General features: G+C 37.5%; 22 protein-coding genes and 1 pseudogene. 20 read left to right on the top strand and 3 right to left on the bottom strand.

The window, feature by feature from the left end; all coding sequences use genetic code 11:
- The 7 genes from rsmB (at position 1) to T408_RS0106395 (ending at position 7,778) form a co-directional block, all read left to right on the top strand.
- Positions 1-1,356 carry a 16S rRNA (cytosine(967)-C(5))-methyltransferase RsmB gene (gene rsmB / locus T408_RS0106425; RefSeq protein WP_035420309.1) on the top strand — a complete coding sequence of 452 codons (1,356 nt, stop codon included), beginning with the start codon at positions 1-3 and terminating at the stop codon, positions 1,354-1,356.
- Between the two features lie 20 nt (positions 1,357-1,376).
- On the top strand, positions 1,377-2,132 hold the full coding sequence (locus T408_RS0106420; protein WP_028119215.1) for a Stp1/IreP family PP2C-type Ser/Thr phosphatase: 756 nt from the start codon (positions 1,377-1,379) through the stop codon (positions 2,130-2,132).
- The gene (gene pknB / locus T408_RS0106415) at positions 2,125-4,095 is read left to right on the top strand and encodes a Stk1 family PASTA domain-containing Ser/Thr kinase (protein WP_028119214.1); all 1,971 of its coding nucleotides are present in this window, start codon (positions 2,125-2,127) and stop codon (positions 4,093-4,095) included. Before T408_RS0106420 ends, pknB begins: the two co-directional genes overlap by 8 nt.
- Before the next feature lie 9 nt (positions 4,096-4,104).
- A complete protein-coding gene (rsgA, locus tag T408_RS0106410) occupies positions 4,105-5,055 on the top strand; it encodes a ribosome small subunit-dependent GTPase A (RefSeq protein WP_035420306.1) in 951 nt (316 codons plus the stop codon).
- Positions 5,056-5,703: a ribulose-phosphate 3-epimerase gene (rpe, locus tag T408_RS0106405; RefSeq protein ID WP_028119212.1), complete on the top strand. Its 648-nt coding sequence runs from the start codon at positions 5,056-5,058 to the stop codon at positions 5,701-5,703. It abuts the gene before it with no gap.
- A gap of 10 nt (positions 5,704-5,713) precedes the next feature.
- A complete protein-coding gene (locus tag T408_RS0106400) occupies positions 5,714-6,403 on the top strand; it encodes a thiamine diphosphokinase (RefSeq protein WP_051444827.1) in 690 nt (229 codons plus the stop codon).
- A gap of 142 nt (positions 6,404-6,545) precedes the next feature.
- Entirely contained in the window at positions 6,546-7,778 is a 1,233-nt protein-coding gene (locus tag T408_RS0106395) for a dicarboxylate/amino acid:cation symporter (RefSeq protein ID WP_035420305.1), read from the top strand.
- Between the two features lie 89 nt (positions 7,779-7,867).
- Here the strand turns inward: T408_RS0106395 and rpmB are convergent, their stop codons facing one another.
- The gene (gene rpmB, locus T408_RS0106390; RefSeq protein ID WP_028119209.1) at positions 7,868-8,056 is read right to left on the bottom strand and encodes a 50S ribosomal protein L28; all 189 of its coding nucleotides are present in this window, start codon (positions 8,054-8,056) and stop codon (positions 7,868-7,870) included.
- A 210-nt stretch (positions 8,057-8,266) separates the two neighbouring features.
- Here rpmB and T408_RS0106385 point away from each other — a divergent pair, with 210 nt between their 5' ends.
- From T408_RS0106385 to T408_RS0106335, 11 genes are all read left to right on the top strand, one after another.
- On the top strand, positions 8,267-8,626 hold the full coding sequence (locus tag T408_RS0106385; RefSeq protein WP_028119208.1) for an Asp23/Gls24 family envelope stress response protein: 360 nt from the start codon (positions 8,267-8,269) through the stop codon (positions 8,624-8,626).
- 28 nt (positions 8,627-8,654) lie between these two features.
- Positions 8,655-10,349: a DAK2 domain-containing protein gene (locus tag T408_RS0106380; protein ID WP_028119207.1), complete on the top strand. Its 1,695-nt coding sequence runs from the start codon at positions 8,655-8,657 to the stop codon at positions 10,347-10,349.
- A 66-nt stretch (positions 10,350-10,415) separates the two neighbouring features.
- Entirely contained in the window at positions 10,416-12,455 is a 2,040-nt protein-coding gene (recG, locus tag T408_RS0106375) for an ATP-dependent DNA helicase RecG (protein WP_028119206.1), read from the top strand.
- A 24-nt stretch (positions 12,456-12,479) separates the two neighbouring features.
- Positions 12,480-13,490: a phosphate acyltransferase PlsX gene (plsX, locus tag T408_RS0106370; RefSeq protein ID WP_028119205.1), complete on the top strand. Its 1,011-nt coding sequence runs from the start codon at positions 12,480-12,482 to the stop codon at positions 13,488-13,490.
- A 48-nt stretch (positions 13,491-13,538) separates the two neighbouring features.
- Positions 13,539-13,772: an acyl carrier protein gene (acpP, locus tag T408_RS0106365; RefSeq protein ID WP_028119204.1), complete on the top strand. Its 234-nt coding sequence runs from the start codon at positions 13,539-13,541 to the stop codon at positions 13,770-13,772.
- A 55-nt stretch (positions 13,773-13,827) separates the two neighbouring features.
- Positions 13,828-14,520 (top strand): ribonuclease III, encoded by a 693-nt coding sequence (rnc, locus tag T408_RS0106360; protein WP_028119203.1) that lies wholly within the window; start codon positions 13,828-13,830, stop codon positions 14,518-14,520.
- A 37-nt stretch (positions 14,521-14,557) separates the two neighbouring features.
- Positions 14,558-18,127, top strand: coding sequence for a chromosome segregation protein SMC (gene smc / locus T408_RS0106355; RefSeq protein WP_028119202.1), 3,570 nt, complete (start codon positions 14,558-14,560; stop codon positions 18,125-18,127).
- A complete protein-coding gene (locus tag T408_RS0106350; RefSeq protein WP_028119201.1) occupies positions 18,124-18,930 on the top strand; it encodes a Cof-type HAD-IIB family hydrolase in 807 nt (268 codons plus the stop codon). Before smc ends, T408_RS0106350 begins: the two co-directional genes overlap by 4 nt.
- A gap of 1 nt (position 18,931) precedes the next feature.
- A complete protein-coding gene (gene ftsY, locus T408_RS0106345; protein WP_028119200.1) occupies positions 18,932-19,948 on the top strand; it encodes a signal recognition particle-docking protein FtsY in 1,017 nt (338 codons plus the stop codon).
- 240 nt (positions 19,949-20,188) lie between these two features.
- A complete protein-coding gene (gene pdxA, locus T408_RS0106340; RefSeq protein ID WP_028119199.1) occupies positions 20,189-21,205 on the top strand; it encodes a 4-hydroxythreonine-4-phosphate dehydrogenase PdxA in 1,017 nt (338 codons plus the stop codon).
- A 77-nt stretch (positions 21,206-21,282) separates the two neighbouring features.
- The gene (locus T408_RS0106335; protein ID WP_035420302.1) at positions 21,283-22,584 is read left to right on the top strand and encodes a four-carbon acid sugar kinase family protein; all 1,302 of its coding nucleotides are present in this window, start codon (positions 21,283-21,285) and stop codon (positions 22,582-22,584) included.
- A 105-nt stretch (positions 22,585-22,689) separates the two neighbouring features.
- On the opposite strand, the gene T408_RS0106330 is transcribed toward T408_RS0106335, so the two are convergent.
- Positions 22,690-23,451 (bottom strand): DeoR/GlpR family DNA-binding transcription regulator, encoded by a 762-nt coding sequence (locus tag T408_RS0106330; protein WP_028119197.1) that lies wholly within the window; start codon positions 23,449-23,451, stop codon positions 22,690-22,692.
- Positions 23,452-23,680: 229 nt separating this feature from the next.
- Here T408_RS0106330 and T408_RS0106325 point away from each other — a divergent pair, with 229 nt between their 5' ends.
- A complete protein-coding gene (locus T408_RS0106325) occupies positions 23,681-24,769 on the top strand; it encodes a 2-hydroxyacid dehydrogenase (protein ID WP_028119196.1) in 1,089 nt (362 codons plus the stop codon).
- An 8-nt stretch (positions 24,770-24,777) separates the two neighbouring features.
- The gene (locus tag T408_RS0106320; RefSeq protein WP_028119195.1) at positions 24,778-25,611 is read left to right on the top strand and encodes a class II fructose-bisphosphate aldolase; all 834 of its coding nucleotides are present in this window, start codon (positions 24,778-24,780) and stop codon (positions 25,609-25,611) included.
- Here the strand turns inward: T408_RS0106320 and T408_RS11090 are convergent.
- Positions 25,612-25,954: pseudogene (locus tag T408_RS11090) on the bottom strand (transposase); the annotation flags it as partial.

Below are 25,954 nucleotides of genomic sequence, written 5' to 3'. Positions count from 1 at the left end.
ATGAAAATAAAATCAAGAGCCAAGAATTATTTCAATGAAAATGCTCGTTTCCAAGCTTTAAATATTTTATATCAGATTGAATATCAAGAGGGCTATTCAAATGTATTAATTAATGAGAGCTTAAAAAATTCTCAACTAAATTCAGCTGACCAACGATTAATGACTCAACTTGTTTATGGATGCCTGCAAAGAAAGCTGACTTTGAACTATTATTTTGAGCTTTTAACTAAGGGTAAGAAAACGGATCGATGGGTGCAAACTTTGATTGAAATGAGTCTTTATCAACTAATCTTTTTGGACCGAGTTCCTGATCATGCGGTCATCAACGAGGCTGTTGAAATTGGTAAAATCAACGGTCATCAAGGTCTAGCTAAATTTATCAATGCCATTTTGAGAAAATTTCAACGTGACTGGTTACCAGTGGATCTTGGTAAGATTGATAAAGAAGAGATCCGATATTCGATCCCGCAATGGATCATTGATGAACTCGAATCAGTCTATCCTGGATCAGATATCGACAAGCTTCTTAAATCCTTTAATGAGAAGGCCTATGTAAGTGCTAGAATTAATCCTGAAAAAAAGATGAGCCAGTCTGCTGTGATTCAAGCTTTAAAAGAAGAAGGTTATCAAGTTGAACCGGGTGTCTTATCAAACGAGGCTGTTCGATCACTCAAGGGAAATTTAGCAGATAGTCAAGTCTTCAAAAAGGGATTGATCACAATTCAAGATGAAAGTTCGATGTTGGTTGCTCCCTTAGGCCGTTTAGCTGGGGATGAGCATGTATTAGATCCTTGTGCAGCCCCAGGGGGAAAAGCTACACATATTGCGGGTCTTCTCGATCGAGGGCAAGTGACAGCGATAGATGTCTCAGCCGAAAAAATAAATAAACTAGATGAAAACAGGAAGCGTTTAGGCTTAGAAGATCGCTTGCACTTAAAATTAGCTGATGCAAGAAAATTTAAGCCAGATTCCTCTTCTTTATATGATAGAATATACCTAGATGCGCCTTGCTCTGGCTTAGGTCTTTTGCGCCGCAAACCAGAGATCCGATATAGCCAAACTCCTCAATCGGTTGCCGCCTTGCAAGTCATTCAAGAACAGATAATTGAGAATGTAGAGCAATATTTAAAAGTAGGCGGTATCTTAATTTATAGTACTTGTACATTGACCAGAGGGGAAAATGAAGAGGCGATCGAGCGTTTCTTAAAAAAATATTCCAATTACTCAGTGTTAGCCATTACTCCAGATGAAGTACGCAATCCCGAGTTGATTACTTCAGATGGTTTTATTCGGGTGTGGCCTAACCAATTTCAGACGGATGGTTTTTTTATTGCTAGAATTATCAAAAATAGTTAGAAAAACATAGAGGTGAAGGAATGAAAATTTCAATTCATTCAAATGTAGGTAAGCAAAGGAAGTCTAACCAAGACTATGCTGATTACTTTACGAATAGTTTTGGTCAAACCTTTTTTGTGCTTTGTGATGGAGTAGGTGGTCAACAAGCTGGTGATATTGCCAGTCAAGCCACAACTAAGTATTTAGGTTCTCGTTTTGAATCTTTGGATCAAGCGATTGAAATTGACCAGGCAAGTGAGTGGATTGGTCAAATGATCGAAGCGGTTAATCAATATATACTCGATTTATCCAAACAAGCTGAACAGTATGAAGGAATGGGGACCACACTGGTTTTGGCTCTCATTATCGACCATACTTTATTCTTAGCTCACGTGGGTGATAGTCGGGCCTATATATTTAAGGACGGAGATTTAATTCAGATGACTGAAGATCATTCTCTTGTTAATGAGCTTATCAAATCTGGAGAAATCACTGAGGCGGAAGGTCAGACCCATCCTCGGCGGAATGTAGTGACCCAGTCCATCGGTGGCACTGAAGAGATTTCCTATGAAATTACAAATCTATCTTTGGAACAAGTAGATATTGTGATGCTGTGTTCCGATGGATTAACCAATATGCTAACAAAAGAAGTCTTGGTAGATTTCTTCAACAACCAAGACCATCAAAGTAATCTTAGCCATCGTTTAATTGATGCTGCTAATGAAGCGGGTGGCTCTGATAATATTACGGTTATTATTGTATCGGATCTAGATCAAGGAGGTGAGTGGAATGATTGAAATAGGAGATAAGTTATCTAATCGCTATCAGCTAAATTCTCTGATTGGAACCGGAGGAATGGCCAATGTTTATTTAGGACGTGATTTAATATTGGACCGTGATGTGGCAGTTAAAGTCCTAAGATTTGACTTCCAAGATAACAAAGAAGCGATCAAAAGGTTCCAAAGAGAAGCGATGTCAGCCAGCCAACTTCTTCACCATAATATTGTTGAAGTTTATGACGTTGATGAAGAAGATGATCAACAGTATATTGTCATGGAATATGTAGATGGGACGGATCTCAAACACTTTATCCAAGAGCATGCTCCTATTTCTTTAGAGTTAGCCGTATCCATTATGAGTCAAATATTAGCTGGAATCGAAATTGCCCACCGTCACCGAATTATTCACCGCGATATTAAGCCTCAAAATATTCTAATTACCGGTAAAAATCAAGTGAAAATAACTGACTTTGGGATAGCTATTGCTCTGACTGATACTTCGATTACTCAAACCAACACCTTATTAGGATCCGTTCATTATTTATCACCAGAACAAGCACGTGGAGGAAATGCAACCACTAAATCTGACATCTATGCCTTAGGCGTCGTTTTATATGAGCTGATAACCGGCTCTGTTCCTTATGATGGCGAATCGGCTGTTTCTGTCGCTTTAAAGCATTTTCAAGAACCTTTTCCACGAATTAGAGAGCAGCTGGATTATGTGCCACAAAGCTTAGAGAATGTAGTCCTAAAGGCAACAGCTAAGGATCCTGCTGATCGTTATGAGAGTGTTCAAGCCATGCTGAGTGATTTATCAACCAGTTTGAGTGTCAATCGAATGAATGAGCCTATCTTCCAACCTCAAGAAGATATGGATAAGACCTTGGTTCTACAACCGATTCAGACAGAATCGGGCCACCAATCTAGCTCAGATCAAGACTTGGAAGACTTTGATTTTCAAGCCTATGATCAAGTGGCTCCCCTTGAACCCCCTAGAAAGCGTCGGCGATGGTTATCATGGCTGATTCTCTTTGTAGTAGCTTTGAGTTTGCTGGTGGGAGGTTTCCTAATCTTCAATAATTTCTTTGCAATGACTACAGTACCTAATTTAACAGGTCTCTCTCAGGAAGAAGCTTCTCAGAAATTATCCAAGTCCAACTTGCAAGTTGGTGATGTCTCTGAAAATTGGCATGAAACTATCCAGAATGGACAAGTGATTGAAACTGAACCAGAAGCAGGCAAGCGAATCAAAAAAAATCAAGCAGTGAATTTAATCGTTTCTAAAGGTAAAACTCAGGTTAAGCTAGATGACTATGTCGGACAAAACTACGAGGCTACCCGGAGATTATTAACTGATGCAGACTTTATAGTAGAGCGGCGTGGAATAGCGACTACCGATCCAAGTCAAGTGGGAGTTGTCTTGGCCCAAAGTGTCGAGCCGGGATCAGTAGTTGTTCCTAGTGAAACACCGATCACTTTGACTGTTGGCAGTTCCAGCGATTCGATTGTGATGCAAGATTTTTATAATTTATCTGTAGATATGGTCTATCATTTTGCTGAAGAATACGGTGTATATGTTGAGGAAGTCTATGAGTACAGTGAATTTGTCCCTAAGGGTCAAGTAATCAGTCAAAAACCAGCACCAGGCACACCATTAGAAGCGGGTCAATCGATTGAAGTGACAGTCTCTCAAGGTCCTGAGGCGAGTGAAAATGTTAGCACTCAAGTTGAGGAGTATGTCGAATACGTGCCTACCTATGAGTCTAGTGATCTTGATCAAGAAAAGCCTTTACCTAATAAAATCCAAGTTTTTATCGGAGATGCTAATAACAAGATCACAGAACTAGCTAGAGAGTTTGAGATCACTGAATCTCAACCGATTCAACTGTCCTTATATATCCCATCAAATAGTGTTGGCCAGTACCGCATCACTCGCGATGGTGACGTTATAGCAGAAAGTAATCAAGTTTATCCGCAGTAAGGAGAATCCATGGATCAATCAAATAATCAAGTCATTCAAGGAAGAATTTATCAAGCACTCAGTGGTTTTTATTATGTCGAGACATCCGAGGGTTTAATTACCACCAAGCCAAAGGGACTTTTTCGTCACGAAAAGCTCAAACCATTAGTCGGAGATCAGGTTCTGGTTGAATTAGATTCAAAGTCAAGTCAAGATCCGGCAACAATCACTGAAATCCTTCCTCGGATAAATGAATTTCTCCGCCCACCGCTTGCTAATCTGGATCAAGCAATCATTGTGATGTCTCTTATTGAGCCGGACTTTTCTTATAATTTATTGGATTATTTTCTAGTCATGGTTGAGTCCTACCACATTCGCCCCCTTATTTATTTAAGTAAATATGATTTACTGGTTCAAGAAAAGGGTGAAAAAGACGCTGAAAAATTAGTTTCTAAAATCAAGAAAATTTATAAAGCAGTGGGATATCAAATACTTCTATCTTGTGAACCAATGTCATTTCTTCTAAACTTGCTCTCAGAAGAATCTGGCCAATTATGGGCAGTGATGGGGCAGTCTGGAGTGGGTAAATCAACTTTATTAAATAAATTATTACCCCAAGCAAATATTGAGACATCGGCTATTAGCCAGTCCTTAAACCGAGGACGGCACACGACACGAGAAGTGACTCTTTATCCAGTAGGAGAAGCTTTAATTGCTGATACACCGGGATTTTCTGCGATTGATCATCAACAAATTGAATCCAGCGAAGAAGTTCAAACATATTTCCCTGAAATTAATGCAGCTAGTCAGTTTTGTAAGTTTCGTTCATGTATCCATATCAAGGAGCCAAACTGTCAGGTAAAAAAAGAGCTAGAAGAGGGAAAAATTGCTGAAAGCAGATACAAAAATTATGTTGATATTGTTGAAAAAATTGAACAGCGGAAGCCTGATTATGGCAAAGTAAAGAAAGGAAGAAAATAAATGTCAGTCAAAATTGCCCCGTCTATGTTAAGCGCTGATTTTAATCATTTACAGGCAGATATTTTGGATATGATTCAAGCAGGCGCGGATTATTTACATATTGATATAATGGATGGAATGTTTGTCCCAAATATCTCATTTGGTCCCATGGTTTTTCAAGCGCTTAGAAGTCAGACAGATATCACCTTTGATGTTCATATGATGGTTGAAGAGCCAGAGAGATATGTTGAACTTGTTGCTCAGGCTGGAGCAGATATTATTACTGTACACCAAGAAGCGACAAACCATTTATACCGTGTACTGCAACAAATTAAGGGATTAGGTAAACGAGCGGGTGTCGTTATTAATCCAGGTACATCAGTTGAAGCGATTCGACCAGTTCTACATTTAGCGGATCTTGTTTTAATTATGACTGTTAACCCAGGTTTCGGCGGACAAAGTTTCATTCCAGAAACCTTAGATAAAGTGCGCCTTTTGAAACAACTTCGCCATGAAAATAACTACCATTATGAGATTGAAGTGGATGGTGGAGTTAACAATGAGACCTTCCAGGCCTGTATCGACGCCGGTGCGGACGTTTTAGTATCAGGATCTTACTTGTTCGCAGCAGAGAATCGTCAACAAGCCATTAGTCAATTGAAAGGGTAAATTGAGAATTATGGACGAAGTTGCTCCTTTAGTGATTTTATGTGGGGGTGCGGGTGAACCTGCTATCGACCAGTTACAAGAATACATTGAGTATCATTCCAATTCGGAACTAATTTTAATTGGTGTTGACCGGGGATCCTTATCCCTATTGTCAGCTTTTAACCGTTTAGATCTAGCTATCGGAGATTTTGACTCCGTATCTAAAGAAGAAAAAGACAAGATCACTGCTAAGGCGGATAAGATTCTAACTCATCCATCACAAAAAGATGATACTGATATGGAATTGGCTCTTGAATTTGCTAAGAATCATTATCCGAACTCAAAATACGTGATTTTAGGGGGGCTTGGTCAAGGGCAGGGACGCTTAGACCATCTGCTGTCTAATATTTGGTTAGCTTACCAACCTCGTTTTCAATCCATTATCCATCGAGTCTTATTTCTTGAAAAAAATCACCTGGCTTATTTTCTGAAACCAGGACAGCATGAAATTAAGAATTTTATTTGCAGTCGCTACTTATCTTTCATTAGTTTAACCCCCGTTAAAGATTTTGAAATTAAGGGCGCTTATTATGAACTAGATTCGACAAGTTTTTCATATCCTCGTGCCTTAATTAGCAATGAGTTCCTGAGTGGACAATCAGTGAAAGTTGAGTTAAGCCAAGGACTGATTTTGGTCATGGAAGTCGATGAGGATAAGTAGCAGTCTGATTACAAGCTGATAAAGCGAATTATCTATTTAGATAGTTCGCTTTTTATATACAATCATATATAAAAATTATATTCTTTGGTAATTGGTAGCGTTTTTAGTATAATGGCACTATATTATTTAAGGAGGTTTTTTGATGAAGAAATTAAGGTCGATTAATATGACGACCCAAATTATGATTGCGATGGTTTTAGGAATTGTTGTTGGTAGTTTGGTGGGGCCTAGTATAGCACCTGTTAAAATTCTAGGTGATATCTTTCTAAGATTGATTCAAATGTCCGTTGTAGTTATGATTATGGGAGCCGTTATTGAAGCGGTGGGTGGACTGGATCCACAAGAATTGGGTAAAATAGGAGTCAAGATGGCGGTCTGGTTTCTAGGAGGAACCTTATTAGCAGCAGCCCTAGGAATATTTTTAGGCTTTGTAATTCAACCAGGTGCGGGTTTAGATATTCAACTGGAAGCGAGTAGTCAAGTAGCGAGTGCAAGCCCTAGCTTGGAAGAGATGGTATTAAATTTCTTCCCTACAAATATAGTTCAAGCTATGGCTGAAGGTTCGATGATTCAAGTTATTATTTTTGCTTTGTTATTTGGTTTAGCAATCAGTGTTCTATCAGTAACGACTGATCTAACCACCCTAAAGTCAGGGATCAATCAGTTCAATCAAGCTATTTTACAAGTGGTAAAATTCATTATGAATCTAGCACCAATTGGTATTTTTGCCTTATTGGCAGATGTAACTGGGCGGATCGGCTTCCAAGTGATAATTCCTCTAAGTAAGTTCTTACTTACCATGGCTATCGGAACGATTATTTTTATGGTTATTTGGTTAATTGTTTCAGGTATGATTGTTAAGGTTAGCCCGGTTCTTATTTTGAAGAAGATCTGGGGTATGACCATAATGGCATTTACCACCACTTCTTCAGCCATTACTTTACCAGTTAAAATGGAAGATCAAGAAAATAAACTCGGTGTTTCTAAGCGGATTTCTGGTTTAGTTGGTCCTTTGGGAATGGCCATGAACTCGAATGGTTTATCTTTATTTTTAGCGATTGCAGCGATCACCTTAGCGCAATTCTATGGTTTGGAATTTGGTGTAGCAGATGCCGTTCAAACGGTAGTCTTATCAACTTTAGCTACACTAGGAACTGTTGCGGTGCCTGGTGGGGGTCTCGTAGCCTTAGCTATTGTTATCCCAGCATTAGGTTTACCCTTGGAAAGTATCGGTTTACTAGCTGGAATCGATTGGTTTTCAGGAATGTTTAGAACGGTACTAAACGTTGATGCTGACGCCTTGATTGCTATGATTATTGCTCATGGTGAAGGAGAAATTGACCGAACTATTCTTGAAAGTGAACAGCATATTTAATTTATTGGGGGTTCCAATTGTTGGAACTCCTTTTTGTTTAAATAAAAAAAGCAACTTTCCAAACTGGAAGTTGCTGTATCGATTTAAAATTATACACGTTGTACTTTACCGCTCTTCAAGGCACGAGCAGAAACCCAAACTTTTTTAGGTTCACCGTCTACCATAATACGAACTTTCTGTAAGTTAGCACCGAAAGTACGCTTAGAAGCGTTTAAAGCGTGTGAACGATTTTGACCAGAACGTGCTTTACGCCCAGTGAAATAACATTCTTTAGCCATTCTTATTCCTCCTTTATCTGCAGGAGCGTCTGTCTCTGCTTTTTCATACTAGAGTAATTTATCATATTTAGGGATAGGTTTCAAGCCTAATAATGGATATTTTTCCAAAATACTTGGGCATCTAGCTACTTATCTTGTTTTTTTCGATGGGTATGGTAAGATATTATTGTTATTTTTATATGCAACAGTTTAAAATTTAGGAGGATTAACATGGCCTTGAAAATACCTACACCAAATGGTGTGATTCAATTAACCAATGAAGCCATAGCGACGGTTATTGGAGCGGCTGTTACTGACAATTATGGAGTTGTTGGGATGGTCAGCAAGCACTTCTTTCGTGATAATTTGATTGAGGTTTTAGGACGTGACAATTATACAAAGGGAATCGTTCTTTCTCAAAATGATAATCATGTGAGTGTGGATGTATACATTCTGGTTACATATGGAACTAAGATTTCTGTTATTTGTCAGAATATTCAAGAAGCCGTTATTTATAATGTGGAGCGTTTATTAGGTTTTCAACTCGACTATGTAAACGTCCATGTACAAGGAGTTAAGATCGACGATTAGGTCGACTTGACAGTTAGGAGGACGAAAGTTGAAATTAACGCAATTAAAGGCTGAGGATTTTCAAAAGATGGTACTTGCTGGTGCAAGTAACTTGACTGCCAATGTTGAGCTAATCAATTCATTGAATGTCTTTCCAGTGCCAGATGGGGACACAGGAACAAATATGAATATGTCATTTGTCTCAGGTAAAGATAATTTGTTAGCCAGTCAAGCAAATCATGTAGGAGAGTTAGCTCAAGCTCTTGCTAAGGGATTGCTAATGGGAGCACGCGGAAACTCTGGTGTTATTTTATCTCAAATTTTCCGAGGCTTTTCGCAAGCGATTGCTGATTATAAAGACTTAGAAGCAGAACAATTTGTAGCTGCTTTTGTGGGTGGCGTAGATTCTGCCTATAAGGCTGTGATGAAACCTGTAGAAGGAACTATATTAACTGTTGCTCGTGAAGCTGGAATTGCTGCCGAAGAGGCTTTAAATGATACTAACGATATTGTTGAAATCATGCGCAGAATCGTACAAGGCGCATCAGCTGCATTAGATTCTACACCAGATTTATTACCAGTCTTGAAGCAAGTGGGCGTAGTAGACTCTGGAGGTAAGGGGTTACTATGTATTTATGAAGGCTTTCTTGCTAGCTTAACTGGAGAATTGGTCGCTTCTGAACCCGAGGACACTAGTCATCAAGGTCACTCGCATGCTATGTTCGCCAATGATAATGAAGAACATCCTCTATCTATGGAAGATATTACTTATGGCTATTGTACGGAGATTATGGTACGCATCGGTCAGGGGCCTACAGTAAAAGAAGCATTTGATTATGATCAATTTAGAGAAACCTTGAATCAATTAGGGGATTCCCTTCTTGTAGTAGCTGACGATGAGATTGTTAAAGTCCATGTCCATACTGAAGATCCTGGTCATGTAATGCAATTAGGCCAAGAATTTGGTGAACTTATTAAGATCAAGGTTGATAATATGCGCGAACAAGTCAGAGACTTAGAAAAACAAAACCATACTGAAACTAAATCTGACGATAATTCAAGTCATTCATTAAATGTGAACGTTAATAAAGAATATGCCATTATCACTGTAGCTGCTGGCCAAGGTATGGTAGAGCTCTTCCAATCAATTGGCGTAGATCATGTGATTGAGGGCGGGCAGACGATGAATCCTTCCACTCAGGATTTTGTACAGGCGATTGAAAAAGCTGATGCTAAGCAAATTATTATCCTTCCAAATAATAAGAATATCATTATGGCTGCTGAACAGGCGGCTGAAGTTAGTGACAAGCCTTGCTTAGTTATTCCTACTACTTCTATTCCTCAAGGAATTAATGCCATGGTTGGCTTCCAGTCGGATCTAGGACTGGAAGGTAACAAGGAATCAATGACTCTATCCAGTCAAGAAGTGATGACTGGACAAGTCACTTACTCTATTCGTGATAGTGAGATTGACGGATTAGTTATTAAGGAAGGTGACTACATTGGTTTGATTGAAGGCAAAATCACCAATGCGTCTCCGACAATTGAAGAGACACTCAAAACAACTTTGGAATCGATGTTAAATGAAGACAGCGAGTTGGTTACCATTCTCATTGGACAAGAAGGAGACGAATCCCTAGTTCGTATGTTGGTGGATAGTTATGAAGAGCAATATCCGGAGCTTGAATTTGATTCAGCTCAAACAGACCAACCCGTTTATCACTATATTTTAGCAGTTGAGTAAACTGAACAAGGTAATTCTTCTATAGAATTACCTTGTTTTTGAATTTGCTTATGAAGGAGGTGGAGTGTGAAGTCATTATTAGATCCCATTACATCGCTAAAAGGCATTGGTCCTAAAACTGCTGACAGATTTCACTTACTGGGCATTGAAACAGTTTATGATCTCCTTTTTCACTTTCCTTTTAGATATGAAGATATTTCTGAGCGTTCTCTTGAATCCATCTTAGATGGTGAAAAAGTGACTTTGAAGGGGCAAGTGGTCACTCCACCGGTGGTTAATTATTACGGCCATCGGAAAAATAGATTGAATTTTCAATTAGCTCTTGCGGATGGCCCGATTATTCAAGTTGTTTTTTTTAATCAAGCTTATCTAGCCAAACAAATTGAATTAGGGCAAGAGCAAGCGGTTTATGGTAAATGGCAGGCGGATCGGCAAAATTTATTGGGCATGAAGATGATTAAACATTCAAAGGAAGGCCAAGGCTTTGATCCAGTATATAATTCCACTAAGGGATTAAAACAAAATCAAATCATTAAAGCCATTCATCAAGCTTATCAAGATTATCAAGAGGTCATACCAGAGTTGATTCCTCAAACTTTAAATGATAAGTATCGATTAATGAGTTTAAGAGAAGCCATTGGCCAGATGCATTTCCCCCAATCTCGTTCGCATCATAAGCAAGCGGTTCGTAAAATTATATATTTGGAGTTCTTTCTTTATCAGTGGCGAATTCAAAAGGCTCAGCATTCGCTACAGGGTCATCAAGGAATTGAAGTTCATTATGATAACCAATTATTAAAAGAGTACATTCAAGCCATTCCCTACGAACTTACTCAGGCTCAAAAGCAAGTAGTTAATGAAATTTGTCGTGATCTACTATCAGCTTTTCCTATGAAAAGAATGCTTCAAGGAGATGTTGGAAGTGGTAAAACTTTAGTTGCTTTTATTGCCATGCTAGCTACTCTCACTGCTGGTTTTCAGTCAGTCTTAATGGTGCCGACAGAAATACTAGCGACTCAACACCAGGAGTCTTTCAATGAATTATTTGAAGCAGTGGGTTTGCATATGGAATTACTGGTTAGTCAAACGCCAAATAAAGAAAAACAGGAGACAATTGAGGGTCTAGCAAGTGGACGAATTCGGCTTGTTGTTGGAACCCATGCTCTGATTCAAGACTCAGTGACCTTCCGAAATCTTGGCCTTGTTATCATTGATGAACAGCATCGCTTTGGTGTTGGGCAAAGACAAGCCTTACTAGACAAAGGCCAGCAAGGCGATAGGTCTGCCAATTTATTACAAATGACTGCTACGCCTATACCTAGATCATTAGCACTGTCTATCTATGGGGAAATGTCAGTATCAACGATTGATGAATTGCCTAGTGGTCGCCAACCGATTCATACGTGCTTGGTAAAAGAAGGACAAATTGAAACGGTCTATAATCAAATGGAGCAAGAATTAGCTAGAGGACATCAAGTTTATTATGTATTGCCACTAATTAGTGAATCTGAGGAAATGGCGGATGTTGAAAATGTTGAAGCCACTTATAGTAGGTTGAAGGAACGCTTTCCCCATTATCAAATTGGTCTTCTGCATGGACAACTTTCTAAGCAGGACCAGACGCTGATGATGCAAGCATTTGAAGCCAATCAGACTCAGATCTTGGTCGCCACGACGATGGTAGAGGTAGGCGTTAATGTACCTAATGCCACAATTATGGTTATTCAATCAGCTGAACGCTTTGGTCTCGCTCAACTACATCAATTAAGAGGACGGGTCGGCCGGAGTGACTTGGCTAGTTACTGTTATTTGATTGCTAATCCTACCACTGATCAAGGCAAGCAAAGGATGCAGATCATGGTTGATTCTCAAGACGGTTTCTACATTAGTCAGGAAGATATGAAGATTCGTGGTATGGGAGATATTTTAGGACATGCTCAGAGTGGATTTCCTAGCTTTAAGTATGCTAATTTATTTGAAGATCAGATTGTTTTGGAAGTGGCTCGTAAAGACGTTCAAGAAATTATCAAGCATCCCTATTTGATTGAGGAAGAGGAGTATAAACGGATTATCCAATGGGTCCAAACGGACCCAATCGAGCTCTAATTATTGTATTAAGAAGGTGGAAGTATGGTAAAAATAGCTTTAGATATTATGGGTGGAGACGACGCACCCGAAGTAACGATTCAGGCAGCAGATCTAGCTTTGTCTGATAAGGAAGATCTGGAACTTGTTTTATTCGGAGATGAAGCAATCATTCGCTCTCAATTAAAGGCAACATCAAGAGTTGAAATCGTTGGGACAAGTGAAGTGATTACAGGCGAAGATGAGCCTGTCTCATCTATTCGACGCAAGAAAGATGCTTCTATGGTTGTAGCCGCTCGGGCAGTTAAAGAAGGGCAAGCGGACGGACTAGTATCAGCGGGAAATACAGGAGCCTTGCTGGCAGCTGGGTTATTAATTATCGGACGAATGAAAAATGTTCAAAGGCCCGGTCTCATGGCCATGTTGCCAACCCTAACTCAAGAGGCAGATCATGTCATCATGATGGATGTTGGAGCCAATGCTGATACAAAAGCTGAAAATATGCATCAATTTGCAATCCTAGCGAATTTTTATGCGAGCCAAGTACTTGGAAAGAAAAATCCACGAATCGGACTCTTGAATAACGGAACCGAAGAGGGTAAGGGATCAAGTCTGACTAAGGAAGCTTTTCAGCTACTTAAAACAGAAAAATCAATTAACTTTATTGGAAATATTGAAGCCAAGGAACTATTAAAAGGTGGCGTAGATATCGTTATTTCTGATGGCTTTACTGGTAATGCCGTTCTTAAAGCTATTGAAGGAAGCCTAAGTTCTATAGCACATTTTGTTAAAGAAACTTTGCTTAACTCTGGCTTATCAGCTAAGTTGGGAGCAGGCTTGGCCCTACGTGCCTTAAAGAAAAAAATTAAAACCATGGACTTGTCGACTACTGGTGGAGCTGTTTTACTAGGGGTCAAACAACCTGTTATAAAAGCTCACGGATCCAGTGATGCGCAAGCTCTTAAGGACGCCATTTTGCAAGCAGCATCTGTTGTAGAATCAGGCGCTACACAAGTAACGAGTCATTATTTTGATAACTTATCGGCTCAAGATTAGACATCTCCTATAAAAGTCGGTACAATATTCTTAAAAGGGAGGCTTAAAATGAATCAGCAAATTTTTAATGATGTTAAATCAATGATTGTTGAACGCTTTGGTGTTCAAGATGAATCTGTCACAGAATCAATGAGTTTCGATGATTTAGGGGCCGATTCACTAGATGTCGTTGAGTTAGTGATGGAGTTAGAGGATAAATATAATATTCAATTTGAAGATGATAAAATTGAAAAATTGAATACAATCGGTGATGCCGTGAATTACATCGATCAAGTTAGATAGTTGGTAGAGGTCCTTAGGTCTAGAGATCTTAGGACTTTTTTATTTAGGGGGAAATATGAAATCATTAATTGATCACATCAATGAAATTTTACCAGTTAAATTGAACCAAGAACATATAATTGAGACGGCTTTTAGACATACTTCATTTGTAAACGAACATACAAAATTAAAGTTAGAATCCAATGAAAGGTTAGAATTTCTTGGAGATGCCGTCCTAGAGCTTGTTGTTTCCAAGTTCTTGTATCAATATTATCCCGATCAGCCAGAAGGTTTTTTAACTAGAACCCGAGCGACCCTGGTCCAAGAGGATAGTCTGGCTTTTCTGGCTAAAAAATATCATTTTGACCAATTTATTCGTTTAGGACATGGAGAGAAAATGAGTGGAGGAGATCAACGGAAATCGATCCTTTCAGATTGTTTTGAAGCCTTCTTAGGGGCAGTCTATTTGGATCAAGGTTATGAGGTAGTTGAGCAGTTTTTAAAAGAAGCCCTCTTAGAGAATCACCAAGCCGTTATCCAGGCAGTAAACAAAGATTATAAAACCCTGCTACAAGAAAAGTTGCAATCTCAAGGATCTGTGGTTATTTCATATCGAGTGCTGAGTCAAGAAGGTCCTGCTCATAACCAAACCTTTGAGTCTGGCGTTTTCTTAGATGATCAACTTTTGGCCAAAGGAAAAGGAAAAAGTAAAAAGCAAGCAGAAAGACAAGCAGCTAAAATTGCTTATCATGCCATAATGAATCGCTAAGCTATGTTATAATATAAACAATAAAAGGAGGGAAAAGGTGTATCTAACTAGAATAGAAATGACTGGATTCAAATCTTTTGCTGATAAAACAGTTATTGAATTTGATCGTGGAATGACTGCTGTGGTCGGACCAAATGGTAGTGGAAAAAGTAATTTATCAGAAGCCATTCGCTGGGTTCTTGGTGAGCAATCAGCTAAGAGTTTGCGAGGGAGTCGGATGGAGGATGTTATCTTTAATGGGACTCAAGCACGTAAAGCAGTAAACCGCGCGAAAGTGACTCTCGTATTTAACAATGAAGATCGGTATTTGGATTATGACTTTAGTGAAATAGCCCTCAGTCGCAGTTATAATCGAAATGGCGATAGTCGCTACAGCATTAATAATGAGACGGTCCGTTTAAAAGATATTGTTGATTTATTATTAGATTCTGGCTTAGGTAAAGACAGTTTTTCAATTATTTCTCAAGGGCAAGTGGAACAAATTTTTCTCAACAAACCTGAGGAGAGGCGAACGATTTTCGAAGAAGCTGCTGGTGTTCAAAAATATCAATATCGAAAAAATGAAGCTGAAGCTAAGTTAAATAAGTCCCAGGATCATTTGAATCGTGTAAAAGATATTATTCACGAATTAGAGCTACAAATTGACCCCTTGAGGGAACAAAGAGAAGCGGCCCTTAAATTCCAAGAATTTGAATCTCAATTACAAAGTTTAGAAGTTTCCCTATATACCCATCAAATAGAAGAGGATAAAGAAATTTGGACTCAAAAAGAAGCGGAATATAAGGAACTTCAAGCGGACTATGAAAAATTAGTTAACCATTTAAAAAAAGATCAAGACAAACTCAATGAAGTTAAAATTGAGGAAAATAAACTTCACTTGGAAATTGAAGCTTTGAATGCTCACTATCAAGACCAAATCCAACAATATGAGCAATTGAAGGCTCAAAGTCAAATGATTCAGCAACAAATTGACTTCCAATCTTCATCGGCCAGCCAACAAGAAGAAGACCAAGCTAGTCAAGAGCAAAAAAAGGAAACCCTTGATCAACAAATTAAACTTTTAGAAGAAGAATGCATAGGCTTGGTGACACGTACGGAGTCAATGAAAACCGTCTTAGCTGATTTACAAGAGAATAAAGCAGGATTATTGAATTTAAATAAAGAATCAGAAACTGATCTCAGAGGTCAACTTATTGATCTCTATCAACAACAAGCTAATAATAATAACCAGATCAATCAGCTAAAGGATTCGATGGATCGTGACGAAAAAACTAAGCAAGCAGGATTGATTGAGGTGAAAAAATACCGAGACTCCCAAGAAGAGTATGAAGAATCGTCTCAAGTAATCAAATCACAGCTTTCTGACCTAAATGAGCAACTTGTACCAGCAAAGCAAAAACACGGCTCATTACTTGATCAAATACAAGCTCTAAGACATGAAAGCCAAGACAAAGAAAGTCAAATCTATCAATTAGAACGTCAAATTCATCAAATACGGGCACGTTTGGAAGCCTTAAAGGCTAATCAAGAAGAATATACAGGCTACTATCAAGGGGTACGGGCTGTGATGAAAGCACGAGGCCAACTCTCTGGAATTGATGGTCCTGTATCTGATTTAATTAAAGTCCCGCCAAAGTTTCAACAAGCAATTGATATAGCTTTAGGGGCTTCACAACAGCATATTGTTGTTCAAGATGATAGAGCTGCCCGGCAAGCCGTCCATTTTCTTAAAGAAAATCGAGCTGGACGCGCTACCTTTCTACCGCGAACTAACATTAAGCCGAGACAGTTAAACTTTAATCATTTAGACATTGCTCAAGGCTTGCCCGGTTTTATTGGAATTGCTTCACAATTAATTGAATTTAATAAGATTGACCAGGCAATTATTGATAATCTGTTAGGCACTACAGTGGTAGTAGATAACTTAGTACACGGACAAGAGATGGCAAAAAGCTTACAGCATCGGGTACGAATTGTAACTTTGGATGGAGACCTGCTCAACCCTGGGGGGTCTGTTACTGGAGGAAAGAATAAGAATCAAGCTCCGTCGATGTTAGCTCGACGTAATGAATTAGATCGATTAGAAGTAGATTTAGCTCAATATGAAAAAGATCTAGCTCTAAAAGAAAGTGACCGTGAGCAGGACTTACAACAGGTGAAGCGGTTAGAAATTGCGAGCCAAAAAGTGTCGCAAAGTGTTGATGACTTAACCAGTCAAATCCAAGCTTTACAAGCTGAACTAGACCAAATGGGGCAGCAACAGAAAAAAACTCAACAAGGTTTTTTGATTGCTCAAGATGAGTATCAGAGTGCCCATAAAAGTCTATTAGATGCTAAAGAACAATTAGCTCGTGCTGAAGAAATGAAACAGCAACTTGAAAATAATATTAATGACTTGGACCACAAACTCAGCCAATTGGACTTAGATAAGGATCAAAGACAAAAACAATTAGATGAGTGCAATCAAAAGATAAATCTCATGCAGACAGATTTAGCGATTAATCAAGAACAAATACGTCAAAAAAACGAAAGAAAAGCAGAACTTCAGCAAGAATTTAAAGAAATAGAACAATTACTGTTGAAGTTATCTCAGCAAACTAGCCTATCCAAGAAAAGTTCTAAAGAGTTAGCGGACCAGTTAAGGAAAACTCAAATACAAGAAAAGGAGCAAGCTGAGGCTCTTGAAACTAGTAAGCAAAATTTAGAGTTGAAAAGAGATCAACGTCAAACCCTAATTGATAAACGCCAAGCGCTTGAAATTTCTACTGAACAATTACACAAAAATGAGCAGGAGACATTTAAGCTAAGCACTCGGCTCGAGAATCAAATCGATCGGTTAAAGGAAGCGATTGATAAGGGCTTGGATCATTTGAGTCAGGCATATCAATTGAGTTACGAAGCAGCGCTTCAACAAGCTTCTCCAGTGGACCAACCTGAAGCAAGTAAAAAAGCGATATTAAAATTGAAAAAAAATATTCAAAGTTTAGGACCTATTAACCTGCAAGCGATAGATGATTTTGCTGTTTTAGATGAGCGTTATCAAAAATTATTAGAGCAGGAGACTGATTTACTGACAGCTATGGAGCAGTTACATCAGACGATGCAAGAGATGGATCAGGAGGTCATTAGCCGCTTTTCTAAGACCTTTCATGCGATTAATGATCAATTTAAACTGTCTTTTCAGCGCTTGTTTGCTGGTGGGTCAGCTTATTTGGAATTGACAGATCCTAAGGACTATTTGACGACAGGGGTGGATATCATTGCCCAACCTCCTGGAAAGAGAAAACAAAAGTTAGCCTTATTATCTGGAGGGGAACGAGCCTTAACAGCGATTGCGCTTTTATTTGCTATTTTAGAAGTTAAGCCAGTACCATTTGTGGTTCTTGATGAGGTGGAAGCCGCCTTGGATGATGCTAATGTTTATCGATATGGTGAGTATATTCAAAATTTCACCCAACAGACTCAATTTATCGTGATTACCCATCGAAAAGGGACCATGGAACATGCCGATGTTCTCTATGGTGTAACGATGGAACAATCCGGCGTTTCAAAACTTGCATCGGTAAGATTGAGTGAAGCTAGCAAAGAATTGGAGGAAGATGAATGATTAAATTAATTGCAATCGATTTAGATGGTACTTTGTTGGATAGTAATCATAATCTTTCTGAAGAAAATATTAAGGCTTTGCATTTTGCAAAAAATAAGGGAGTAAAAATTGTGATTTGTACAGGGCGCCCTTATCCTGCAATGAAGGATTTTGTTGATAAAATCAACCTTAATGCTGAGGATGATTATTTTATAACTTATAATGGGGGAATTATATTTAATGCTCGTGACAGAAATAAAATAACTGAAAATTATTTTACAATTATTGATCTCAAAGTATGGTCCGATGAAATGAGACGAATTGGTTTACCAATAAGTGCTATTGATATAGAGAAGGTGTATGAGCCATTAGATCAAGGAGAACTTTCTCAGTATTCAAAAGTCACACCACTTCAGATAAACAAAATTAATTTCAGTGAAATCCCTGACGATCAACGTTTTTATAAATTTGTTTGTTGTGCAGAAAAAGAAGTATTTGTTGAGAGAATAAAGAATATTAGTCCTGAACTATTAAGTAAATATTCAGTAAAACAAGCACTTGAAAATAGTATTGACATTACACCCAGAAATGCTTCTAAAGGTAAGGCTTTAGCTCAGCTTTCTAACTTGTTGAAAATTGAGCCTAGTAATATAATGGCTATCGGTGATCAAGATAATGATTATTCAATGATTGCGATGGCTGGTACCAGTGTAGCTATGGGAAATGCTATTGAAAAAATTAAAGAAGCTGCTGATTATATTACAGGAGACAACAATCAGAGTGGGGTAGCGCAAGCTATTTACCATTATTTAAAGGAGAGATAAGATGGGAATTTTTGATCGAATAAGAAGAGCTTTTACTGGTGAGGATGAGGTTGTAAAAGGAGAACTCCAGGAAAAAGAAGATCAGATAGTATTTGAGACTTACGACAAAGGAATGGAAAAAACTCGCCAAAGCTTCACAGAGCGAGTTAGCCAACTTTTTACGGGATTCACTGAAGTGGATGAAGAATTTTATGAAGATCTTGAAGAGCTCCTCATTTCAGCTGATGTTGGCTTCAATATGACACTCGCATTAACCGATGCCATCCGTGATGAGATTGAAGCCCAAAATGTACACCGACCTGAAGATGTCCAAAGAGTAATGGTTGAGAAGATGGTTCAAATTTATGAAAAAGATGATGAAGAAGATTTAGCGCGTTTAACCATTAATCCCAAGGGACCGACAGTTATTCTCTTTGTTGGGGTGAATGGGGTTGGGAAAACAACCAGTGTTGGAAAAATTGGCTACCAGCTGAAACAAGAAGGCCATAAAGTTTTACTGGTTGCTGCTGATACTTTTAGGGCGGGCGCTATCGAGCAGTTAAATGTTTGGGGGCAGCGCTTAGATATACCTGTTATTACGGGACCAGAAAACAGTGATCCTGCCTCAGTTGTTTTTGATGGTATAAAAAAGGCTAATGAAGAAGCGTACGACTTTGTACTGGTAGACACTGCTGGAAGATTACAGACAAAGGCCAATTTGATGCAAGAGCTGGCTAAGATTAAACGCATCATCGAAAGAGAAAATCCCAATGGTGTTCAAGAAGTGCTACTAGTATTGGATGCGACCACTGGTCAAAATGCAGTAGTTCAAGCCAAACAATTCAATGAAGCAACTGATATTACAGGATTAGTCCTAACCAAGTTAGATGGCACTGCTAAAGGTGGTGTGATATTGTCTATACGGTATGATTTAGATATCCCTGTAAAATACATCGGCTTAGGCGAACAGGCAACTGACCTTCAACAATTTGATGCCGAACAGTATATGTATAATTTGGTTAAGGGATTGATTGAATAGATTTTCATAAGTTTTTAAAACATATAAAGCTCAGAAATCTTTGATTTTCTGAGCTTTTTTAGATTTTATTAACGTATTAATTTGAACGTGAAAATAGAGACTATCATAGTAATTATGTTGTAAAAATTTAAATAAGTTTTAAACGAAAGCAAAAGAAAATAAACGAAAGATATTGAAACCGTTTTATAAATGTTGTATATTGGTTAGGTAAACAATATTGAAAGTGAGAGGAGATTCAAGATGACAAAAGAATATGTTGTTGTACCCATGGGAGATCCAGCCGGAGTAGGGCCAGAAATTGTTTGTAAAGCTTTTTCTCATGAAGGTATATTTAAGGATGCTAATATTGCTGTTGTCGGAGATAAGCAAATTTTAGAAAAGGCCAATGAAATCTGTCAGACAAATTTAAAAATTAATACTATTAGTGATCTTACAGAAGGAGATTATAATGAGGGAACTATCGATCTATTTGATTTAGACAATATTGATGACTCAGTATTTGAATATGGTCAAGTTCAAGCTCAATGCGGACGTGCCGCTTTAGATTATATTGAAAAAGCTGCCGATTTATGTATTAATGGTAAAGCTGCAGCAATGGCAACAACAACAATTAATAAAGAATCATTAAATGCAGCAGGTATTTCTGAATTGGGGCACACTGATATTCTGGCGCGTATTACTGGAGTTGAAGATCCCTTAACTATGTTTGAAGTTCAAGATTTAAGAGTTACATTTTACTCAAAACATGTTTCATTAAAGGAAGCATGTGATTTGATTTCTAAAGAAGGTATCAAACATTATGTTCATCGGACCATTGATGCTTTGGATACATTAGGAGTAGATAATCCCAAGGTTGCAGTAGCTGGATTAAATCCACATAATGGCGAGCATGGTTTATTTGGTACTGAGGAAGTCGATTCAATTATACCAGCTATCGAAGAAATGCAGGCAGAAGGGGTAAACGTATTTGGCCCAATTGGCGCTGACTCAGTTTTTTATCAAGCTTTAAATGGGAAATATGACGGCGTATTATCCTTATATCATGATCAAGGCCATATAGCGACCAAAATGGTAGATTTTCATAGAACAATTTCAATCACCCATGATTTACCGTTTTTGAGGACCTCAGTTGACCATGGAACGGCATTTGACATTGCTGGAAAAGGAATTGTAAGTGAAGTTAGCTTGGTTGAAGCTATAAGACTAGCAGCTAAATATGCTCATGCATTTAAAGAAAAGCACGAAAAGAAAAATTAATTCGCTCTAATAGATCCTATATTAAGATAGGATCTATTAATTAAAAAATAATGAAAACGCTTTTAAGGAGAACAAATATGAAATCAATAATTATTGCTGATGATATGACTGGATCAAATGTATCAAATTCATTATTAGCTAAGCATGGATACAAGGTAGGGACAGTAAGTAATAGTGAGAATATTGAAAATTATGAAGACTACGATGCATTAGGTATTCACACGGATTCTCGTGGAATTAGCCCAGAAGATGCGTATAATACAGTTTATAAGGAAATGGAACATTTAAAGAATCTTGATGTGAAATTTTTTAATAAGAGAATAGATTCTACGTTGCGAGGTAATAATGGTTATGAATTGAATGCGATGCTTGATGTATTGGGGGATGATACATTGGGGATTATCGTACCAGCATTTCCCGATTCAGGCAAAATTGTGATTGGAAATTATATGTTAGTTGATGGAATTCCTCTTGAATTAACTGACGTCAAAAATGATCCTACGAGTCCAGTTACGACTTCGCGTGTGATTAATGTATTTAAGGAGCAAACTGATCGTGAAATTGGCGTTATTTCAATGGAAACGATTATGCTTGGAATTAACGCGATTAAAGATACAATTCTTGCGTTAAAAGAAAACGGAGCACAATTAATTATTATAGATGCATGCACAAATGAGGATATTGAAACTATTGCTAGAGCCACTTTAGAAGCGAACGTTGATTTTGTGTCTGTCGATCCAGGGCCTTTCACTTATTATTTAGTGAAACATTCCAGTACAGTTGGTAGCGAGAAAAATAAACAAAAAATGCTATTTGTCGTTGGTAGTGTAAGTACTATAGCAATTTCTCAAATTGCCAGACTACGAGCAGAATTAGACCCGTATGTTGTAAGGATAGATGCAGAAAAGCTGCTGTACAGTGGTAAAAGAGAAGCTGAAATTGAAAGAGTTACATCTAAAGTATTGAGCCGCTTAGGCGACTACTCAATGTTTTTAGTAGCGACCATGATTGAAAAAGAAGATAAGCTTAATTTAACAGAAGCTGCTGATAAAGCCGGGATAACTCCAAGGGAAGCCTCTGCTTTAATAAGTAAAAATGTGGCAATCATTGGTGAAAAAATTGCCTCTAAAATGGGGAGTCAATTGGGTGGAGTTTATACCTCAGGTGGGGATATTACTCAAGCATTTTTAGAATTAACAAATACTACTGGTATTCAAATTAAAGATGAGATTATACCTTTAGCAGTTTATGGATCTATTATGGGAGGAGATTTAGATCATAAAGCAATCGTCACTAAAGGAGGTCTTATTGGTGACGAATTTACTCTTGTGGAGTGTGCAGAGTATCTTGAAACTAAAATTTCAAGTCAATTTTATTGATAAAAATCATAAAAGTTATTAAATACAATAAAAAAAGTGCATTAGATTTAAAACTAATGCACTTAATACTTTATTTTACTTAGCGACTCTGATTAAATATAATATTTAACATTCTGTAAACCTTACATTTTTACAGTTTTTTGGTAGATCTCGAATAAGATCTTTATCTTTACGGTCTGTAACAATAGAATCAAATTGCTTTATTTTAGCTACAGAATACATATTTTTTTTAGGATATTTACTGCTATCTGCTAATAAAATCCTCTTATGGGTATTGTTTAAAGCAATTTTCTTTAAATTAGCTCTTATTTCATCAGAAGCGTAAATATTTTTTAAATCAAAACCATCGCACCCGATAAAGGCTATATCGAAGTGAATTTTTTCTAACTGAAGTATGGTTTCAATACTATTGGCAGAAAGTATTGATCTATCAATTCTACCACCTAATTGTATTAAATTAATGGTTTTAAAAGCTGAAAGCTCATAGCCAATTTGAACATCTGGAGTAATTACTGTTACATCCGAGTAGTTAGGTATATGATTAATAATAAATTTTGTGGTGGTCCCTGAATCTAAATACACTGTCATATCATTATCTAAAAAATATTGAGCATTTTCAGCTATAAGCTTCTTTTCGGGTATATTTCTCTGTTCTTTTTCTGAGAGAGAATATTCATTCAAAATGGATTTTGGTTCGATGGCTCCGCCATAGGTCCTTTGAACAATACCTTTCATGTCAAGAAGCTCTAAATCTCTTCTGATAGTAACCTTTGAAACTTTGAATTTTTTTGCTAAGTCATTCACAGAGACTTTTCCGTTAATATGGATGAGCTCAACAATTTTATTATGCCGTTCTTCACTGTACATAAATTCACCATTCTATAGATTGTTTTGATGCTAGTATAGCATATTTGTAAAAAAAATCACAATTAAATGTTTTAACATCTTAGTTCTTTTGTCATAAATTTATCCTGAGAAGTAATTATTATAGCCAAAGAGAGCGCTTGCATACTATCTTCAGATGTGTTACAGTAAAAACAACCAAACGAAAGTGTTCGACTTACGTTTGTGTTCGAGAAATTAAGGAGGAACAGTTATGAAAAAGGCGATTTTACTTGGCGACGCGATGATTCCAGGTGAAGGTTTTGAAAAAGCTTGGAAAAAACATTTAAATAAGTATGCTGAATCGGTAATAGTTAATGATTGGGAATCTGATTGGGGGCAACTTCAATATCGCCGTCTTGAAGTAGAAAAGCATGGCCCAGAAATCGAAGAAGTTGATGAAACAATTAAAAATGAAGGTCCCGATGCCGAGTTTTTGATGGGACTTTTTGTACCAATCTCAAAAAATGTAATGGAGACAATGCCAAATTTAAGAATTGTTGGGGTTTCTCGGGCAGGTTTAGAGAATGTTAATGTAGAAGAAGCTACTAAAAGAGGGATATTAGTATTTAATGTTAAGGGTAGAAATGCTCATGCAGTTTCAGATTTTACAATTGGAATGATGTTATCTGAAAATAGAAATATAGCTAGAGCTCATCATTCAATCAAAAATGGTGAATGGCGTAAAACATTTGTTAATACGGATTCAATTATTGAAATGCATGACAAAACCATAGGTCTAGTTGGCTTTGGGCATATCGGTGCTTTAGTCGCAAAAAAATTATCAGGTTTTGATGTACGAGTGATAGTTTACGATCCATATACTGAGGCTGAAGATATTGAAAAACATGGTTGTGAAAAAGTTGAATTAGATTATTTAATGCAAAATTCTGATATCGTTTCACTACATGCACGTTTATCAGATGAAAACCATCATATGATTGGTGAAAATCAGCTCAAGATGATGAAGCCGACAGCTTATTTTATAAATACTGCACGCGCAGGATTAGTTGATCAAGATGCCCTTGGAAAGATTTTAAAGGAAGGTAAAATAATGGGGGCAGCTTTAGATGTTTTTGAAACTGAGCCAATACCTGAAAATAGTATATTCCTAGAATTAGATAATGTTACGTTAACAACTCATATTGCTGGTACGACAGCAGAAGCTTTAACGAATTCACCATATATGCTAATGGAAGATGTTCAAGCATTTTTAGAAGATGGAGACCCTAAATTTATAGTAAACCCTGAGGTTCTTGAGAATTCAGAATTTAAAAATTGGTTAGAAGATCTTAAGAATTAGGAGGAGTCATGTTAGTAAATTTTCATGGTGTCTTGGATCACGCGTATAAGAATGGATATGCAGTAGGAGCTTTTAATTGTTACAACCTAGAGACAACGCAAGCAGTGATTGAGGTTGCAAGTGAAAAGGATAAACCTGTAATTATAGCGTTTGGAGCCAAGTATTTAAAAAATATGAGTTTAAAGACCATGGCAGCTTTAACTCAGTCATTAGCCTCAGAAGCGGAAGTGCCTGTTTGTCTGCATCTAGATCATTGTGATGATATTTCTGTTATCAAACAAGCAATTTTAGCTGGCTTTACCTCTGTTATGTATGACGGTTCAAAATTAGATTTTGAGGAAAACCTTAAAAATACTCAAAGAGTTGTCGAATTATCTCATAAATATGGAGTAACAGTTGAAGCTGAGTTAGGAAGTCTGGGGATTGGATCTCACTCTCATGAAGGATTAAGTACTGATTTAGAATTATTAACAGATCCCCAATCAGCTAAAAAATTTGTCGAAAGAACCAATGTCGATGCTTTAGCAGTTTCCGTCGGAACAGTTCACGGATTATATCAAGGAGATCCAGATATTAAGTTTGATTTATTAAGAGAGATTAATGATTTATTGAAAATCCCGCTTGTGTTACATGGAGGTTCGGGTGTTCCCCAAGAAGATATTTTGAAGTGCGTAAGTCTTGGTATTAGTAAGATGAATGTTAATACAGAAATTTCAACTTATACAGTTCAAGCATTACGAGACTTATTGTCTTCAGAAAGTCCTCACCTATCAGTTTTATCTATAAAAGAAAAAACATTTGCTAAAGATATAGTTGAAAAGTATATTAATTTTTTAAGTTAATCATTCAGAGGCTGTAAGGTAAGTCCTCAAAAAACCCAGATTTTTATTCGACAAGAATAAAAATGCTGGGTCTTTTGATTTGTTCTAAAGATCAGAGCCAATTTTCTCATGTTCGTGGCCATTAACGCCAGTCCAATCTCATTATGAACCTTATCAATTCCTCTTACATGGAATCGGTTGAACCCTAAATTCGCCTTCAAATGTCCGAATGCGGGTTCCACATCCGTTTTTCGAAGGCTGTATATTAAGCTGTATTCTGGATCTGACAAGAGCTCTCGTTGCTTGGCTTTGTAGTACTCCCACTCCGGATTGATGGTTACCTTCCTAAGATACCCTTTAGGGG

Origin of the sequence: Hutsoniella sourekii ATCC 700629 (genome assembly GCF_000518205.1) — a bacterium.
GTDB classification, from domain to species: Bacteria; Bacillota; Bacilli; order Lactobacillales; family Aerococcaceae; genus Hutsoniella; species Hutsoniella sourekii.
The sequence above is the reverse complement of the archived record's forward strand: the minus strand, read 5'-3'. Positions and strand labels throughout refer to the sequence as shown.